General features: G+C 33.8%; 18 protein-coding genes and 1 rRNA gene. 14 read left to right on the plus strand and 5 right to left on the minus strand.

The features are described 5' to 3' along the window. Nucleotides 1-67 precede the first annotated feature (67 nt). The 3 genes from QQS35_RS08310 to QQS35_RS08320 are packed head-to-tail and all read left to right on the plus strand — an operon-like array spanning nucleotide 68 to nucleotide 2,657. Complete coding sequence (locus QQS35_RS08310) at nucleotides 68-652, plus strand: DUF5317 domain-containing protein (RefSeq protein ID WP_285931494.1); 585 nt, start codon at nucleotides 68-70, stop codon at nucleotides 650-652. A gap of 15 nt (nucleotides 653-667) precedes the next feature. Then, nucleotides 668-790, plus strand: coding sequence for a hypothetical protein (locus QQS35_RS08315; RefSeq protein WP_285931495.1), 123 nt, complete (start codon nucleotides 668-670; stop codon nucleotides 788-790). A 55-nt stretch (nucleotides 791-845) separates the two neighbouring features. Then, on the plus strand, nucleotides 846-2,657 hold the full coding sequence (locus QQS35_RS08320) for a bifunctional diguanylate cyclase/phosphohydrolase (protein ID WP_285931496.1): 1,812 nt from the start codon (nucleotides 846-848) through the stop codon (nucleotides 2,655-2,657). A 68-nt stretch (nucleotides 2,658-2,725) separates the two neighbouring features. Here the strand turns inward: QQS35_RS08320 and QQS35_RS08325 are convergent, their stop codons facing one another. Next, the gene (locus QQS35_RS08325; protein ID WP_285931497.1) at nucleotides 2,726-3,721 is read right to left on the minus strand and encodes a TIGR00341 family protein; all 996 of its coding nucleotides are present in this window, start codon (nucleotides 3,719-3,721) and stop codon (nucleotides 2,726-2,728) included. Nucleotides 3,722-3,898: 177 nt separating this feature from the next. Here QQS35_RS08325 and QQS35_RS08330 point away from each other — a divergent pair, with 177 nt between their 5' ends. The 3 genes from QQS35_RS08330 (at nucleotide 3,899) to QQS35_RS08340 (ending at nucleotide 6,617) form a co-directional block, all read left to right on the plus strand. Continuing rightward, the gene (locus tag QQS35_RS08330) at nucleotides 3,899-5,131 is read left to right on the plus strand and encodes a hemolysin family protein (protein ID WP_285931498.1); all 1,233 of its coding nucleotides are present in this window, start codon (nucleotides 3,899-3,901) and stop codon (nucleotides 5,129-5,131) included. Nucleotides 5,132-5,229: 98 nt separating this feature from the next. Further along, a complete protein-coding gene (locus QQS35_RS08335; RefSeq protein WP_285931499.1) occupies nucleotides 5,230-5,814 on the plus strand; it encodes a YitT family protein in 585 nt (194 codons plus the stop codon). Between the two features lie 341 nt (nucleotides 5,815-6,155). Beyond that, nucleotides 6,156-6,617 carry a GNAT family N-acetyltransferase gene (locus tag QQS35_RS08340; protein WP_285931500.1) on the plus strand — a complete coding sequence of 154 codons (462 nt, stop codon included), beginning with the start codon at nucleotides 6,156-6,158 and terminating at the stop codon, nucleotides 6,615-6,617. A 73-nt stretch (nucleotides 6,618-6,690) separates the two neighbouring features. On the opposite strand, the gene QQS35_RS08345 is transcribed toward QQS35_RS08340, so the two are convergent. The 3 genes from QQS35_RS08345 to QQS35_RS08355 are packed head-to-tail and all read right to left on the minus strand — an operon-like array spanning nucleotide 6,691 to nucleotide 9,551. Continuing rightward, the gene (locus QQS35_RS08345; protein WP_285931502.1) at nucleotides 6,691-7,443 is read right to left on the minus strand and encodes a glucose 1-dehydrogenase; all 753 of its coding nucleotides are present in this window, start codon (nucleotides 7,441-7,443) and stop codon (nucleotides 6,691-6,693) included. A gap of 18 nt (nucleotides 7,444-7,461) precedes the next feature. Further along, nucleotides 7,462-8,859 (minus strand): sensor histidine kinase, encoded by a 1,398-nt coding sequence (locus QQS35_RS08350; protein ID WP_285931503.1) that lies wholly within the window; start codon nucleotides 8,857-8,859, stop codon nucleotides 7,462-7,464. Then, nucleotides 8,856-9,551 (minus strand): response regulator transcription factor, encoded by a 696-nt coding sequence (locus QQS35_RS08355; protein WP_285931504.1) that lies wholly within the window; start codon nucleotides 9,549-9,551, stop codon nucleotides 8,856-8,858. The genes QQS35_RS08350 and QQS35_RS08355 overlap by 4 nt, the downstream gene beginning before the upstream one ends. 313 nt (nucleotides 9,552-9,864) lie before the next feature. On the opposite strand from QQS35_RS08355, the gene qoxA reads away from it, so the two are divergent. Genes qoxA through qoxD form a run of 4 tightly spaced genes read left to right on the plus strand, consistent with a single transcriptional unit; the run spans nucleotide 9,865 to nucleotide 13,709 of the window. After that, complete coding sequence (gene qoxA / locus QQS35_RS08360) at nucleotides 9,865-10,860, plus strand: cytochrome aa3 quinol oxidase subunit II (RefSeq protein WP_285931505.1); 996 nt, start codon at nucleotides 9,865-9,867, stop codon at nucleotides 10,858-10,860. Nucleotides 10,861-10,862: 2 nt separating this feature from the next. Next, entirely contained in the window at nucleotides 10,863-12,806 is a 1,944-nt protein-coding gene (gene qoxB, locus QQS35_RS08365) for a cytochrome aa3 quinol oxidase subunit I (protein ID WP_285931506.1), read from the plus strand. Further along, nucleotides 12,806-13,405 carry a cytochrome aa3 quinol oxidase subunit III gene (qoxC, locus tag QQS35_RS08370; protein ID WP_285931507.1) on the plus strand — a complete coding sequence of 200 codons (600 nt, stop codon included), beginning with the start codon at nucleotides 12,806-12,808 and terminating at the stop codon, nucleotides 13,403-13,405. Before qoxB ends, qoxC begins: the two co-directional genes overlap by 1 nt. A gap of 1 nt (nucleotide 13,406) precedes the next feature. Further along, nucleotides 13,407-13,709: a cytochrome aa3 quinol oxidase subunit IV gene (qoxD, locus tag QQS35_RS08375; RefSeq protein WP_285931509.1), complete on the plus strand. Its 303-nt coding sequence runs from the start codon at nucleotides 13,407-13,409 to the stop codon at nucleotides 13,707-13,709. 314 nt (nucleotides 13,710-14,023) lie between these two features. On the opposite strand, the gene QQS35_RS08380 is transcribed toward qoxD, so the two are convergent. Then, entirely contained in the window at nucleotides 14,024-14,722 is a 699-nt protein-coding gene (locus QQS35_RS08380) for a DUF421 domain-containing protein (RefSeq protein ID WP_285931510.1), read from the minus strand. Between the two features lie 602 nt (nucleotides 14,723-15,324). On the opposite strand from QQS35_RS08380, the gene QQS35_RS08385 reads away from it, so the two are divergent. From QQS35_RS08385 to QQS35_RS08400, 4 genes are all read left to right on the plus strand, one after another. Next, the gene (locus QQS35_RS08385; RefSeq protein WP_285931511.1) at nucleotides 15,325-16,323 is read left to right on the plus strand and encodes a DoxX family membrane protein; all 999 of its coding nucleotides are present in this window, start codon (nucleotides 15,325-15,327) and stop codon (nucleotides 16,321-16,323) included. Between the two features lie 213 nt (nucleotides 16,324-16,536). Beyond that, complete coding sequence (locus tag QQS35_RS08390; protein WP_285931512.1) at nucleotides 16,537-17,391, plus strand: DegV family protein; 855 nt, start codon at nucleotides 16,537-16,539, stop codon at nucleotides 17,389-17,391. Nucleotides 17,392-17,520: 129 nt separating this feature from the next. Beyond that, nucleotides 17,521-17,841: an MGMT family protein gene (locus QQS35_RS08395; RefSeq protein ID WP_285931513.1), complete on the plus strand. Its 321-nt coding sequence runs from the start codon at nucleotides 17,521-17,523 to the stop codon at nucleotides 17,839-17,841. Nucleotides 17,842-18,218: 377 nt separating this feature from the next. Beyond that, a 16S ribosomal RNA gene (locus QQS35_RS08400) occupies nucleotides 18,219-18,310 on the plus strand; the annotation flags it as partial.

Here is an 18,310-nt window from a genome sequence, read left to right on the forward strand (position 1 = left end):
GAAATTCAAGATATCAGCTATAAAATAGATTTGTAAGATTCTTTCGAAAGAAAAAGGTGAATAGTGTATGGTTTATGATGGAATATTATTGTCGATAATCATTGGATTTTTCCGTAAAGGAAATTTAAAGTTTCTTGCAAAACCGATTTTTAAATGGGGTTGGATTTTTCCGATTTTACTTTTTGTACAAATTCTAACTTTTTATTTTCAAAATAAAATCGCTTTATTAGGTGAAATAAGCAATTATATTTTTATATTTATTTACATGACAGGTTTGTTTTTTCTTTGGGTGAATCGACACCAACCGGGAATGAATTTATTGTTTGTCGGTGTATTACTGAATTTTATTGTTATGGCTATTAACGGAGGACGCATGCCGGTTTCTGAAGAAGCTTCAATTATTTTAGATCCGATGTATATTGAAGCAATCAAGGATGGTTTTTATGGTAAACATGCCCTCTTAACTGAATCTACAAAACTAGCATTTCTAGGAGATATTATTCCAATTACGTCACCGTATCCAAGAAGCCAAGTAATAAGTATTGGTGATGTAATTATGAATATAGGTATTTTTCTTTTCATCCAAAACAAAATGCTTGAAAACAAGGATGATAAAAAGAAAGTATCTTCTGTTCCATCAGAAACTATTTAAGGGAGGTGAATTAAGATGAAAAAAGCACTTCAAAGTAACAATGGAATCAAGCTTACAGGAATCGTAATTAATGCTATAATAATAGCATCATTAGTAATGGGATTAACTTCTGGTTTTAGACTTGGTGGAGGAAGTTAATAAGGAAGAGAGTATCATACTCTTCCTTTATTCTATAGATTAGAGTGTGGTATAAATGGAGTTTATGGCTAAAAAGAATATATATGTAACGTGTGTTTCTATATTAGGGATTGTTATGTTTTTACTACATGGAGATTTTTCATTTGTATCATTAAGTGAATGGGTATTAGGGTTTGCTCTAATAGGGGCTACCTTAATACTTATTCATTTTCAAATACAATTACCCCCAGAAGGAAATTTTCTTTCCATGGATTCAGCTATTTATTTAGCGTGTATATTTGTTTTCGGTATTAAAGTCACCTTAGTAGTATTGTTTTTTAGTAGTTTGGTAAATTTCTTCTATGAAAGAGAGACAAAATGGTGGAAACATATCTTTAATTTTTCAACTTATACATTGATGATTATAGGTGGAGGTTACACCTTCATTTTAACGGGTGGTTCCATAGGGGTAATTCATCAGGAATTATTATTTTCTTATTTATTAGCAATGGTACCATACTTCTTGGTTAACGTAATTTTAATTGGATTTTTTTTCTGGATAGCAAAAAAACAAAGTTTATTAACTGTATTTAAAGGTATGATTGCAGGAACTGTCGAAACCTATATAAGTACTTTGTTGCTATCACTAGTACTTGGCTTTTTATTACAATCTTCTCCATTTTTTGGACTAGCTCTATTTGTTGGAATAGCAGTCTTACTTTCATTTATTTTCAGGCAACACTTTAAGCTGTATCAAACCGTTAGAAATAAGGCAAATATTGACCATTTAACAGGTTTGAAGAATCATGGTTATTTTAAAGAGGTTTTAACTAATAAATTATTGGAATTAAAACAGAGTCAAGCTACACTTAGCTTAGCGATGTTAGATATAGATGATTTCAAGAAATATAATGATGGGAATGGTCATCTAAAAGGAGATCATTTACTCACCTTCTTTGGACAGTTATTAGAAAAAGCTTGTAGTAAGTACGAATATACAGTCGCAAGGTTTGGTGGCGAAGAATTTGTCATTATGATGCCGAATACGAATCAATACGAGGCGGCATCGTTTATAGATCATTTGAGAAAAGATGTAAATGATACATATTTTGAGGGTGTAGAGTTGCTTCCGTATGGTTGTCTTTCTTATTCAGCTGGGATTATGGAATGGAATAAAGAGATACTCAATGCATCAGAATATATAAGCCACGCAGATCAAGCTATGTATTATGCTAAAAAACAAGGGAAAAACAATACACATATTTATGGTAATGAAATCGACTCTATTAGTATTGATAAGCCGATGAAAGAGCTGGAGCAACAATTGAATATATTGTTGGCAAAGGACATCTATACATACCGTCATAGTAAAAGAGTTTTTAAATATGCTGTTGAATTTAGCAAGCATTTAGATATTACAGACCATGAAAAGAAAGTGCTTATCTTAGGTGCTTTAATTCATGATATAGGTAAAATAGAAGTTCCGCGGGATGTAATTAACAAAAAAGGTAAATTGAATGCAGATGAGTGGGAACTCGTAAAAAAACATGTAACATGGGGTAAAGATATAGTGTCTTTAAACAAAAAGTATCAAGAAATTGTTCCGTTAGTAGAATTACATCATGAACGTTATGATGGTAAAGGATATCCACATGGACTGAAAGAGGAAGAAACACCAAAACTAGCTAGGATATTGTGTATTATCGATTCTTTTGATGCGATGACTACGGAGAGACCTTATCAGAAAACTAAATCCTATCGTGAAGCTATCACTGAATTATCGGTATGTTCAGGTACTCAGTTTGATCCGTTTTATGTTGAAGGCTTTATTGATTTTATAGAAAACAATTATATAGAAGATGAAAAGAAAGAATCGACCACTATCTAAACTAATAAGATGTTTTTTTAAGCAGGCGTAGAAACCTGCTTTTTATTATGGTTAAGAAATATCGTTATTTATATTTGGATAATATAAATAACGATAAACAGAATAAGAATTACCAAGCTTATAAAAATTAAAGCGAATATGCGAGAAGTGTTTGCAATTTGAATTTTCTTCCAATTAACAGGTTTTATTCCACTTAACCAAAACACTAAAATTGCTGACAATATAATTGAACTTATATTAACGAGTAATAGTAAGAATGGTGTCATTGATGCGGACCAATTTCCTGAACCTATCATCATACCGAATACAACAGTAGGTGGTAGTAATGCTACAGAGACCATTACTCCCACAAGTGCTTCTGAAATTCTTTTTATGAAAGACAAAGCACCAGCAGCTCCAGATGCGAGAGCTACAACGATATCCATAATTTCGATTTGAGTACGAGCCTGAAACTCATCACTAGTCACAGGTAAATCGAAAAAGATTCCTACTAATCCAGCAATGATTAAAGGTACAGATAATCCATATAGGGATGTTATTACAGACTGTCGCATTAGTTTATAGTCGCCTAAGATAGCAGCGAACGCGAGTGATGTAAATGGACCAATTAGCGGAGCAATCACCATAGCACCAATCACTATCGCTGGACTATTTTTTATTATGCCTGCAGTAGCAACAATGGCTGATAACAATAAGAACCAGGTGAAGCTTCGAGAAATTTGACTGGAAGATTCGACAACTGCATATAACTCATGCCTGCTGGCACGAATAAGTTCTGCTTTGTCACTCTTTCTTTCTACTTTTTCATCTTCCTCTTCAATTCTTGGAATATAGGTATGCACATTAAATAACAAAGCATGAAAACTGTCACTATAGTTAGCTTCAATTTCTAGAAAATTTAAAATTTCTTCAGAACGAGTCTTTTTCACGAGTATTCTAACAATTTCTTGTTCTTCTGATGAGCTAGAATTCCAATGTGAAATGATTGAAAATTCATCTAATTTAGTTATAAAATTTTCTAGTGTTTTCTTAGGTAAATATACTTCTATTAATTGTAGTTCCATTTTTTCGCCCCTATTGTCACTTTGGAAACTTCTATTAATGTAGTATGTTTTTTATGATCGATGCTATTCACGACTTGATTTAGTTGCTTAAAATACTATACGATCTATGATTGTGTGATAATATATGCCATATGAGTTAGAATACAATCATCTACATTATAATTTAGGAGGAAACAATTGTTTATCGCGATTGGTTTTTTTATACTTATGTCTTTTTTCTTATCCGGAAGTGAAACAGCGTTAACAGCTGTAAATAGGATGAAAGTTCAAACAAAGGCAGAAAATGAAGATATGCGTTCGAAAAATTTACTGAATTTAGTCTCTAAACCGAATGAGCTAATAACAGCCATTTTAATTGGGAATAATATATCAAATATAATGCTTCCGACTTTAGTAACGATAGTAGCTATTGAACAAGGGTTTAATGTTGGTTTGGCTACAGGGATTTTAACTGTTGTATTAATTGTATTTGCTGAAGTAGTACCAAAATCGATAGCTGCAACTTTTTCGGAACAAATAGCCTATAAAGTATCACCAGTTATTCGAGTATTGTTAATAGTTTTAAAACCATTAACATTTCTTTTATCAAAATTTACAAATGCAATTATAAAAATACTGTCCAAAGGTAGCAATAATGAAGCAACGGTTTCAAAAGAAGAACTAAAAACAATGGTTGATATAGCCTTGACGGAAGGTACATTCCATCGTGATGAAACGCATCATATTAAAGGCGCCATTGATTTCTATAGTAAGGACGTTAGAGATGCTTTAAAGACACCTAGAATTGATATTGAAGGAATTCCTTTAGATGCAACATTTGATCAAGCTAGAGAGTGTGTACTATCAAATAGTTATACAAGATATCCGGTCTATAAACAGAATATGGATTATATTGTAGGTGTGTTTCATTCGAAACTTCTTCTGCAATGGTCGATAGATCAAACAAAAAAATTGAGTGAATTTACTGATCTTGATCCATTGTTTGTATCTGAAACAACTACGATTGAAAAGGTTTTTAAAATGATGCTAAAAGAGAAAAAGCATTTAGCTATTGTTATTGATGAATACGGAGGCACTACGGGGATTATTACAAATGAGGATATTATTGAAGCAATGATAGGTCTTGAGATTGAAGATGAAACGGACGAAGATGATGACGTCCTTATCGATGAGTTAACAGAATCACATATTATTTGTCATGGTAAACTTACAATTCGTCGACTGAACGAAGTATTTAGAACGAAAATTCCAGAAGAAGAAGATATTCTTGCTGGCTTTGTATTCAAAGAGCTAGGATATATACCAGAAGAAGGGGAAGAGTTGGAGTACCATCATCTACATTTCGAGGTGCAAAAAATTGAAGACAATAAATTAATTCAAGTGAAAATCACAAAAAAATCAGTTGAATAGCAAAAAGCAGGATGATTTCACCTGCTTTTTTTTATTGTTTTTAACTGGATAGTACAAGCATATACATAGTGCCAAGAGTATAAAAAGTTGGTGATCTTATGTATATGTTAAAAAAAGGCCTAGCTATTGTAGTTGGAAGCATTTTGTTATCAATTGGAATTAATTATTTTTTTATTCCCTACCATGTTTTGGATGGGGGGATGATAGGTATTGGATTAATAACAAAATACATTTGGGGATGGAAAGCAGGCTTAACCATTATATTATTGAGTTTTCCTATCTTTATTATTGCTTGGTTTAAATATCGAAAATACTTTTATAACAGTTTACATGGTATGTTAGTTTCATCATTTTTTATTGATTTATTTAGAACATTACGAGAATCACCAATTATCTTGGAGGCTCCATTTAGTTCTGTTTTAGGAGGTGTCTTTGTCGGTTTAGGTATTGGTATTATGCTCCGGGCACAAACTAGCACAGGTGGTACTGATTTAATTGCACAGTTCATTTCAGATATTTCTGGGTTTAACGTAGGTGTCATCATCTTTGTGATTGATTCACTAGTGATTTTAATAGGTGGTTTTTTAATATCTACTAATACCTTATTACTCTCGGTTGTAGCAATTATTGTAATTGGTATAACTACAAGCCTGTACACGTGGAAACCATTGAAAGACACTTAACCAACAGTAGTTAGTACTATCGAAAATGCACAACAAACCCTATTGAGTTTATTGTGGGTGAGATACTTTTAATTGGAATTAAATAAGAAGACAAATTGAGTTGCGTTCTAACTCGTTGATTTTGTTAATACCAGGTATAACCGTGGGAGTTATCATGATAGTTTATTTCGGTCACCTCCAAATTACCATTAGCCTATGCTGCCAATGGTAATTTGTTAATTTTTTCTAAAAAAATAGATATTACCGTCTTATTTTTAACAAAAAAGGTGCACTTTACCAAATGTTTTGACTAATATGTTTATAATAGATTGTTTCGTATTAGAGAGGAAAGAGGCGTTAACATGGAAATAGAAAGTTCAAAAGATTTTCAAACGATAGCTAAGCTGAATAAATCTGTACATGATTTACATTACCAGTTATATCCGTCTACTTTTAAAAAGTATAATTATGCAGAAATCAAAAGCTTTTTCAAAAATATAATTGAAATGCCTAACTTTATTTTTCTATTATTAAAAGAGGAGGACAATGCGCTCGGCTATGCTTGGGCAGAAGTAGTGGAGTATCCAGAGAATCCGTTTCGAAAAAGTTATACAACGATATATGTCCATCAGCTTTGTGTTGTTGAGTCAGTTCGTGGGATGGGATATGGTACTAAGTTAATGGAAGAAATCTATGCAATAGGTAAACAGAAAAAAGCGCAAAAAATTGAGCTGGACTATTGGACAAATAATGATAGCGCCCATAATTTTTATAAAAGCCACGGATTTAAGAAAATAAGGGAATTCGTATATTTAAATATTTGAATTTAGATAAGCGCAAAATGGATTCTCATCTATTAGGTTGAGAATCCAAATTCGCTTCTAAAAAATGTACGTACTAATGTTCATATATCATCTTTCTAGTCATGCCACCATCAACTATTAAATTTTCACCAGTTATAAAATTATTGTCTGGATTCGTTAAAAACAAACAGGCACGTGCAATGTCTTCTGGTGTGCCAACACGATTTGATGGATGTTGTTTATGATCAATCGTTCGTAAATCGGCGTAATCACCGGTTTCTATCCAACCTGGACTAATTGCATTAACGGTTATTTGATCATCTTGTAGAGAGATAGAAAGTGCATGGGTTAATGCAGTTATGCCACCTTTGGAAGCGGCATATGCTTCTGAATTTTTTTCTGACATAAAAGCACGTGTAGAAGCAATATTTACAATAGAACCACCGGCTTTATTTGATCTAATATATGCTGCTGCTGCTTTTGCACATAAGAACGTTCCACGTAAGTTCGTATTTAATACATCATCCCAATCCTCTAAAGTGAGCTCATACATCGATTTAAATCGTGACACGCCAGCATTGTTTACTAGGATATCTATTCTCCCAAATTGGTTGAACGTTTCTTTCATTAAGTGTGTTACTTCATCATAATTTCGAATATCTGTTTTGATGAAAACACCTTTTCCAATTTGAGTTAATTGGATTAGGTCTAGTGTCTGGTTTGCTGCTTTGTCATCATTATCTGCAATAACTACATATGCCCCTGCCTTCGCGTATTCCACTGCAATTGCTTTTCCTATGCCATTACCGGCACCAGTAACAATTACTACTTTCTTTTGAAAATTCATGATAACACCCTTTCTATTTTATTCGTTTAAGTCAATCGGGAAATAAAGGATGAATGTAGTTCCTTTACCCAAGGTACTTTGGACCTCGATCGTCCCATCATGGATTTCAACTAACTTTTTAACAATGGAAAGTCCTAAACCAGTACCACCATTTGACCTCGACCGAGACTTATCCACTCGATAAAACCTGTCGAATAGGTATGGAAGATCTTCTTCAGCTATACCAATACCAGTGTCAACAATCGATATTTTAATGCCTTGTAATTCGTTGATTATAGTTACTTGAATCGTTCCTTGTTCCGTATATCGAGTTGCGTTTTCAAGTAAGTTTGTGAATATTTGTTCCATTCGTTGGCCGTCAGCATTAATAAGCGCACCATGGGACGGACTGTTAAAGACAACATCAATACCTTTTTGATTCGCTTTTATTTTTACTTTGTTAATAACCATATCTATTACTTCAATTAAGTCTATGTCTTCCATATGAAGATTTAGTTTTCCTTCCTCTATTTTAGATAGGTCCATTAAATCATCCATTAAGTTATTCATTTGTGTCGTTTCATTTTCAATAATCATTAAGTAATTATTTTTTTCTTCCTCTGATTGATATAACCCTTTTTTCAGTGCTTGTGTATACCCTTTTATATAGGTGAGCGGTGTTTTTAATTCATGTGTTATATTCGCGAAAAACTCATTTCGATTTGTTTGGTACCTTTCTAATGTGCTAGAAAGGTTGTTGATTGCTGTTGCAAGAGATCCAATTTCATCATTTCCCTTATAGGTGACTCTAGTACTAAAGTCTTTATTATCAGCTATTTTTTTTGTTGCTTGTTCCATTTGTAGTAAAGGAGATGCTAATTTTCTAGACATAAAGAAAGTAAATCCTATTGCTAAAACAACTGCCCCAATGCTGGCGAAAATAACTAGTTTTGATACATTATAGATAGATTGGTAAGTCGAATCTAATGAGGAAAGTAAATAGATACTTCCAGTTTGTTTACCATTGTCCAAGATTGGTTGGCCGACTTTTAAATAGTTGTTTTGTTTATTTGTATACTCATTTATGACAGGCTCTCCTTGTTGTAATGTTTGTAACTCATTCTGAGAAATCAGTGGGTATTTATTTAAATCAGTAATTCCAAAATTTGATTTAATTTCACCATTCACATCAAATAATACAATTTCCATATCGGTCATCTCAGCTAGGTTTTTCACAGTGCTTAAAGCATCTTGGTCCTCAATAGAATCAAAGGTTTGTGCATATTGATTCGACAATTCTACGAGTTGAGTTTCCACATCATTATAGGCGTAATTAGAGATGATTTGGACAATAATGTAACCCAAAGGAACGAGAATTATTAATTGTAGAAATAAGATAGTAACCCCAAGTTTAACAACTACACTATTTAATTTCACTCTGAATCACCTGAAGAAAATTTGTATCCAACTCCCCATATCGTTTTAATTAGTTGAGTGTGGATTCCAGCTTTCTTAAACTTGTCTCTAAGATATCGAACATGGGAATCAACTGTTCTTATGTCGACTACGTCATTAACACCCCAAACCTTATCTAACAGTTGTTCACGTGTGAAAACCCAATTTAAATTTGATGCCAGTAAATATAATAAATCGAATTCTTTTGGAGTCAATTTTAGTAGGTTGCCTAACACAAAAACTTCTCTAGAATTGGAATTGATTGTTATGTCGTTTATCGTGATAAACGAGTGGTTGTTGGCTACACCTGGCTGTTTCCTTAATTGAACATATATACGCGCCTCAAGTTCTTCTGGATCAAAAGGTTTAACGACATAATCATCAGCACCTATTGTTAGTCCCTCTACCTTGTCTTTTGATTCATTTAAAGCTGTTAATAAAATAATAGGGATTTTTTTGTTAAAAAGACGGATTTTCTTGCAAACTTCTTTCCCGTTTAATGTAGGCATCATAATATCTAACAATACAACATCAACCTTCTCTTTTTTTACAATATCAATTGCTTCTGGTCCACCAGTTGCTTCCAATAAATGAAAAGATTCATGAAGATGAATGTTTAAAAGCATTCTCATTTGTGGTTCATCGTCGACAATTAGAATTGTTGGTTTATTCATTGATCAATCACACTCTCAATCACATTAGTAAAGTTAACATTCCATTCTTTGATGATAAATAAAAAGGCTTGGATAGTAAAATAATAGCCGATTCATCCTATCATCTGTTAATTCCCTCACACTTAGGTTCATAAAATATGAACATTTTATGTCAAATTACACTTCTTCATACTTTCATCAAATTTACCTGTCACAATGGGACAATAGTCAATGAACTATTTATGTACTTTGTATACATTTAAGTATACTAACTATTTTTTTACGCCTTGTGCTTGAAATATAATTATGCCCTGTCTAGGAAGGAGTTATTTTAGTGAAGAATTTCCGCCGAATATTCTATTTGTTATCCCTTTTAAGTATTACTGTAGCATTAACCGGTTGTGAAAGTAAGTTAGTTGTTTTTGACCCTCAAGGGCCGGTAGCTAGAAACTTAACAGAACTTATCATTTTTTCAATTATTTTCATGGCAGTGATTGTACTTGTTGTTTTTATTTTGTTTGGTTATATTGTTTGGAAATATCGTGAAAAACCAGACAACATGGACTATGAGCCAGAGGAAGAAGAAGGTAGTAAATGGCTTGAGATTACCTGGTTTGTCATCCCGGTTATCATTGTTATTGCACTGACGATTCCTACGGTAATGACAACCTATGACTTAGAAGATGTACCAGAAGGCTATGAGGATACGGAGCCGCTTATAATTAACGTTACTTCAGCTGATTGGAAATGGGTGTTTAGTTATCCAGAGCAAGATATAGAAACGGTGAATTATATAAATATCCCTGAAGATCGGCCTGTAAAGTTTAAGATGACTTCTGCCGGAACAATGCAATCTTTTTGGGTTCCATCGTTAGGTGGTCAAAAATATACAATGGCAAATATGCAGACAGAACTTTATTTAGTGGCTGATAATCCAGGCTCATATCTAGGTAGAAATACAAGCTTTAATGGAACTGGTTATGCGCATATGGATTTTGAAGTGCTAGCTCAAACACAAGCAGATTTTAACGAATGGGTAGAAGAAGTAAAAGCTACTGCATCAACTCTTACAAAAGAAGAATATAAAAAAATACTTAGCCCTGGAATTGTAGGTCGAATGACGTTCAATGAGACACACCTTCAATGGATTGACCATTCACATGGCTATTCTGATGAATTTTTAGATTTTAGTGATTATAAAGCTCCCCATGGACATGAGGAAGAAGATCACGAAGAGGAATCTTCAGATGATGAACAAACGGATGAAAGTGATTCTACAAGTCACAACGATCACAATCACCATGGTAGTGATGAAAATGGAGGCGAGTAAGAATGAGTGTTGATCAAATTTTGGTTACAGGTGATCCATTAATACTGGCTTCACAAATTGCAATTTTGCTGACAATAATTGGTGCTGTTGTTGGGATTACTTATTTTAAAAAATGGCGTTATTTATGGGAAGAATGGCTTACAACAGTAGATCATAAGAAAATTGGTATCATGTATATCTTAGCTGGTGTTGCGATGTTCTTTAGAGGTGGAGTAGATGGCTTAATGATGAAAGCTCAAACTTCTCGACCCAATATGGAATTTCTAGATGCGCAACACTATGACGAAGTTTTCACCACACATGGTATCGTTATGATTTTGTTTATGGCAATGCCGATGTTAATTGGTATTATGAACGTTGTTCTACCATTACAAATTGGTGCAAGAGACGTAGCTTTTCCTAAGCTAAATGCTTTAAGTTTTTGGACCTTTTTTGTTGCAGCGATGCTGTTTAATATATCATTTGTTATCGGTGGTTCCCCGGATGCAGGATGGACGTCTTATTTTCCGCTAGCTGGTAAAGAGTTTACCCCTGGAGTCGGAAATAACTATTATGCGATAGCTTTACAAATCGCTGGTATTGGAACACTAGCAACTGGTATTAACTTTATAGTTACGATTCTTAAAATGAGAGCACCTGGCATGACACTTATGAAAATGCCGATGTTTACATGGACTTCGCTGGTTACATCGATTCTTATCGTTGCAGCATTTCCTATTTTGACTGTTGCATTAGCATTTATGACGATGGACCGATTGTTCGGTGCACACTTTTTCACTGTAGCTGCTGGTGGGGATCCAATGCTTTGGCTAAATCTCTTTTGGCTATGGGGTCATCCTGAAGTATATATTGTTGTATTGCCTGCATTTGGTATGTTTTCCGAAGTTATTGCAACATTTTCCAGAAAAAATTTATATGGGTATAAGACAATGGTTGCATCGATTGTTGGTATTGCATTTTTAAGTATGCTTGTATGGGTACACCATTTCTATACGATGGGAAACAGTGCGGCTGTTAACTCCGTTTTTTCCATTACAACTATGATGATTGCTATTCCTACAGGTGTTAAAATATTTAATTGGTTATTTACGATGCGAAAAGGTCGAATTAAATTTACTACATCAATGCTTTGGTCGTTAGCATTTATTCCTTGTTTTACAATCGGTGGAGTTACCGGTGTAATGCTTGCAATGGCTGCTGCTGACTATCAGTATCACAATACAATGTTTTTAGTTGCTCACTTCCATTATGTGTTGATTCCAGGTGTGGTATTCGCTGTATTTGCAGGCCTATACTACTGGTGGCCAAAGATGTTTGGTTTTACACTTAATGAAAAAATTGGTAAATGGCATTTCTGGTTATTCGTAATTGGTTTTAATTTAACGTTTATGCCAATGTTTTTCGTTGGTTTAGATGGAATGTCTCGTCGTATGTACACTTATTCAGAAGGACTTGGCTGGGAAGGCTGGTTAGGGTTCTCGGCAGCCGGTTCCTTAATAATGGCAGCTGGATTTGCTGCGCTTTGCTATAACATCTACTGGAGCTTCCGTTTTGCATCTCGTGATGTAGGAAGTGATCCGTGGGATGCAAGAACTCTAGAATGGGCTACAGCTTCACCAGTACAACATTATAATTTTGCAGTTGTTCCTAAAGTTGACTCACTAGATCCATTTTGGAAGATGAAGAAAAAAGGAACGTTTAAGCTTAAGAAACAAGATATAAAAGAAATTCATATGCCTAGTAACTCTGCGATTCCTATATTGATGGGTATAGCGTTTGGTATAGTCGGTTTCTTCCTTGTATTCGAATGGTTTACATTAGCGGCTATATGGTCGCTTGGAATAATTGCGTGTTTAGTTGCAAATTCATTTGATTATGATGATGGCTATCATGTCTCAGCTGAAGAAGTAGAGGAAACAGAACGTAAGTGGAGAGGTGATCTATAATGGCGACAGAAACATCCTTACCATTGGAATATTCAACAAAACAAAATGAAATGAATATATTAGGATTTTGGATTTTCTTGGGTGCAGAAATTGTCCTGTTCTCCACGTTATTTGCAGGGTATTTTGTCTTAGAAGGAAATACTGCAAATGGGCCAGCAGGGCATGAGATTTTTATTTTTAAGGATGTCATGATCCAAACATTCTTACTATTGACAAGTAGTTTTACATGTAGTTTGGCGATATATCAAATGCGCAATAACAATGTAAAAGGGCTAATTACTTGGTTAGTCGTTACAATGGCATTAGGTCTGGGTTTCCTTTACATGGAGATCAATGAATTCATTCATTATGTTCATGAGGGTGCAACGTTACAAACAAGTGGATTTTTGTCTAGTTTCTTTACTTTACTTGGCACACACGGATTACACGTAACTTTGGGGCTTGGTTGGGCAACTTTGTTAATCATTCAGATTGCACGCCGAGGTATCACACCAGTAACTGCACGTAAAACATTTATAATTAGCCTTTATTGGCATTTCTTAGATGTTGTATGGATTTTTATCTTCACTTTCGTTTATTTGAGAGGGTTGGTGATGTAGGATGGAAAAAACAAATAAAGTCTTCCCTGGAAAACTTGTAATTGGCTTTCTATTATCAATTGTTATGACTGTGTTGGCAGCTTGGATTGCATTAGGCACAGACTTTTCAAAATCAGTAATTATGTGGATGATTGGTGCGTTAGCAATTTTTCAAGCTGGTGTTCAACTGATTATGTTTATGCATATTAATGAAGGAAAGTCAGGTATGATAAATACGATTAATATAGTATATAGTGTGTTTATTGCGGCGGTTATTGTTGCTGGTTCGATTTGGATTTTGACTACAGGTCATGCCGCACATTAATAATATTGTTCAATTGGAACAGCTCCTATCATAGGAGCTGTTTTTCTATACCTTAACCTTTGGAAATAGTAGAAATGCATTCCAAAAAGAGAGAAGAATATACGATTCCGTGTATTCATCTCTCTGAGTCAATTTCATAATTACCTTATCGAGTCATCTAAGGGCAATATATAGTTTGGAAATGGTTTTATCCAACTATATTTTTGTAGGTGACGACAAAATTGGTATTATGAAATTGATTACTCTTTTATGAGTTTTTAAAAAATGTAGTCATTCCCTCTTAGCTTTTGAATACTCTTTTTAAAGTTGTTTGGCTAATGAACGACATCATCATGATTGTCAATGTATAAGCTGCCATCTTTTTGTACTTCTGCATAAAAAACTTTAGATAAATCATCAATTCCAGCTTGAGCGAGTTGATTTTCTAACCATGCTTGATCAAGCTTTAGAGTATCTAAGTTTTTTTGATTTATTGTACCGTCGGAAATTACTTCTGTTGGCATAGAGTAAACTTCCTCGGAAACTTTTTGCAGATGCATATCTTCTTTTGTTACGGATTTCTTATAATGTTTCTTCATTACTGATAACTTACCATCTGTTTCAAATATTGCATAATCAACATCTGCAACAGAAAACGTATTTTTTTCTCTTAAAATAGCATTTAACGCGTCAATGTCTAACCGAGCTTTACGTAATGCGCCTTCCATTATTTGGCCATCTTTAATAAGTATTAAAGGCTCTCCTGCAATTACTTTTCTTGCAGCTTTTGACTTTATATCTACTAACCCCATAACAACAGTTAGAATACTCCAACCAGCTAATGCAATAATCCCATTACGAATGCTAAGGTTTTGACTTACAACTAAGTTAGCACCGATGGAACCAATGGCAATACCTGAAACAAAATTAAAGAAAGTCATTTGTGATAATTCTTTACGACCCATTATCCTAGTTAAAACTAGTAGGACTACAAATGATAATCCAATTCTTATTATTAGTTCATTTAAACCCAAAGTGATCACTCCTTCATTTATATAATTCCATACGGCAGTGATTTAATTCTGGAAATTATTAATATCTTAGGTCTTACTTCAAAATCAGACTACAGTCTTAGTCCTGTTCAACCTTACAGCCGTTAATTTTAAGGAAGTAGATAGCTATAATTAACTTAACAAATAAATGAGGTGATTGAAGATGAATGAGTATGAGATTCAACAAGTAGTAATCGAGCGCCGCCCGAAATAGAAGGAGTGTTATACCATGTTTAATGAATATGAAATTCAACAACAAGTCATTGATCGACGTACACAATAATATTTATTCTAAATATATCTGATAGGAGACCAACGTATAGTGGACACAACAAAGAAATTCTCAAAATATTAAAACCTTTTTCCAAATTAACTTTCTGGAAAAAGGTTTTTTTGTGACTTTATTATAATTAACTGATAAAAAACAAAAGAAAAATTAGTCTAATTTGTGAACAGAGTAGAATAAAGTTAATATCCCGTAAGGAACTTAATGGTAGATGCTTGTACTTAATTCGTTTTTATATCATAATTGCACTGAAAATGAAGACAATATTAGCAAATGAGTGTAAAGGGTGAAAATTTAAATGTCTAAAAAATTTATTTCTATATTTATGTTCTTCCTTGTGTTGTTAACACCAATGATAGTTCTCGGGCATGTAAAGTGGTTTGCCTCTGTCCCAGCTGAAAAAGTGTCTATAGAGCAGATACTTTCGCCTTTATTTATAACAATCTCCTTACTTATTGCAGTTCTTCTTGCAATTCTATCTCAAGTAATGAATAAGCTTATGGATATACCAATAGCGAAAAAAGCAGACACTGCTTTAGCAGGGTTAAGAAAATATTCAAGATATATACTAAAATATGGTACAGCTATAGCTTTTATCATTCAAGTTTTATCAGGGACAATGTTTGCACCGGATTTTGCGATTGACTATACATGGGAAGCGATTGTTATGTGGATTATTATTGCAGGACTTTTAATCCCTCATCACATCGCAACTAAATTTGCAGCAATTATCATGCTAGGATTATTTGCTTATGAGTGGACCAATACCGGTTGGTTTTATATGTTAGACTATGGATTTTATATCGCAATAATAGGTGTTTTATTAGTTGGTAACACAAAGTTGGAAAATTGGGGATTTCCTTTTCTGTATCTTGGAACGGGTCTGAGTCTTTGTTGGGTAGCCGTTGAAAAATGGGTGTATCCAGATATGACAATTAATATCGTCGAAACACACGGGGTACCTACATTTGGCTTTGATCCTGCTGTATTTATAGTGCTTGCTGCATTTATTGAATTCGTAGTAGGGTATTTACTCGTTGTTGGCATTTTAAATAGAATTTTAGCAGTAGTAGTAACAATAATATTTATATTGACTACAACGATTTTCGGTATGACAGAAATCATTGGTCATGCAATGATTCATATTGTTTTATTAATATTTATCATTGAAGGTGTATCCTTCTATCATCCTCCAATCCGAATTCATAAGACAAGATTGGATCAGATGGTTTTTGTGTTCTTGAACTTCGTATTTGTCTTATCAACATTCGTCCTTGTTTACTATAGATTTGCTTGATTATATGAGAGGCAAGGGGGGCGTTAAACGGTTAAGACGATTCAAAAAACCAACTCAAGGGCTTATTTAGTGTTAATTTTACACGTAACAATAAATGGAGTAAAATTAATAAAAACATATAAAGTCAAGGTTGTAATTTTAACATAATTTTTCTTATATTGAGCACTATTTAGAATAAATAGAGATATTACTTTTTGAAATGGGGAATGCATGATGAATAAAATTGCTTGGATTACAGATAGTACCTGTGGCTTGTCAGAAGAGTATATTAAGAGGCATAATATCCATGTATTACCGATGGGTGTTATTATCAATGATAAGCTTTATCGAGAAAATATTGATATAACAAAAGACGGTGTTTATGAGTTGCTAAAGGAACATGGAGAAGGCGCAAAAACAAGCCAGCCTGGATATGGGGAATTTGTTGAGTTATACGAGAAATTAAAAGAAGAAGATTATGATTACGGTATCGCAATCCACGCTTCAAGTGAACTAACGGGCACATTTCAGAGCTCAATAACTGCGTCACAGATGGTTGAGTTCCCAGTAGAAGTGATTGATTCGAGAATTGGGGATTATTCATTAGGGAAAATGATTGAAAAAGGATTGGAACTTCAAGAGCAAGGCTATTCCTATGAAGATATTGTGACTGAAGTTAAAGCATTACCTGAATTAGCTGAAATGTATTTACTACCTGAAAGTTTAGAACAATTGAAAAGAAGTGGAAGAGTTAGTACTACGCAGACGGTTTTTGCTAACCTTATGCAAATAAATTTAATCTTAAAATTTGACGATGGAAAAGTTGTCGTATCAGAAAAGGTTCGAATTAAAAAGAGAGCAAAAAGAAAAGTTTTTCAGATTATTGATGAGGCAATTGCGAAGCATCAATTAAAAGAATTGTGTATCTCGCATGCAGGAGTAAAAGAACAAGCATATAAATGGAAAGAAGAATTGGAGAAGGTACATCAACAGATAAAAGTTAAAATTCAAACGCTTGTCCCAGTAGCTGGAGTTCATACCGGTCATGGTACGATGAGTGTTGCGTGGCTTAAGGAAAAGAAAAAGTAAATAATTAGAATAGTTGAGGATGAGTGAAATTTCACTTATCCTTTTACTTTGCAGATGGAGATATGGGGAGGATTTTTGTCCCTGTAAAATTACATTATTCCATTGTATATTGTGACAGGGGGCAATATTATGAATGATTTTACTAAAACAGTTGTTACTATTATAAAAGGTATCCCATACGGAAAAGTGATGACCTATGGTCAAATAGCTAAAGTTGCTGGTAATCCTAGGGCTGCTAGACAAGTGTCAAGAGTACTTCATTCCATGAGTAGAAAATATGAATTACCGTGGCATCGGGTTATAAATAGTCAAGGCAAGATTAGTTTAAAGGATGAGGGTTATACAACACAAAGAATATTATTAGAGAAAGAGGGGGTTGAATTTGATAGAAATAACAAGGTTTATTTAGCGGTATATCAACAACAATGCAACAAATTGTATTATGATTGATTATTTTCCTTCATTATATAGTATTCTTCTGAATTTCATTGGATTGAACTAAGTGTTGCGAATAGATAGCTATCATGGTATATTATTAATCCGCCCAAGAAACGAGGGCAGTGAACATAAATTGAAGTAATAATAGTTTGAAAAAGTCATTGACTTTAAGCTTGTTAACATGGTATATTGTTAAAGTCGCTTTTGAGACAGACATCAACTTCCGAAACAAATGATAAAAAGTAGTTGACTTCATCAAGAAAATTTGATATGATAATTAAGTTGTCGCAAAAACAACACCGCGACATTGATCTTTGAAAACTGAACAAAACAATCAGTATGTTAAGTAAGAAAAAAGCTAGTTAAGTAATGAGCAACCAAGCTCGCATTTTATGGAGAGTTTGATCTTGGCTCAGGACGAACGCTGGCGGCGTGCCTAATACATGCAAGTCGAGCGCGTGAAGCAACTGGATCCCTTCGG

Origin of the sequence: Aquibacillus rhizosphaerae, from assembly GCF_030282825.1 — a bacterium.
GTDB lineage: Bacteria > Bacillota > Bacilli > Bacillales > Amphibacillaceae > Aquibacillus_C > Aquibacillus_C rhizosphaerae.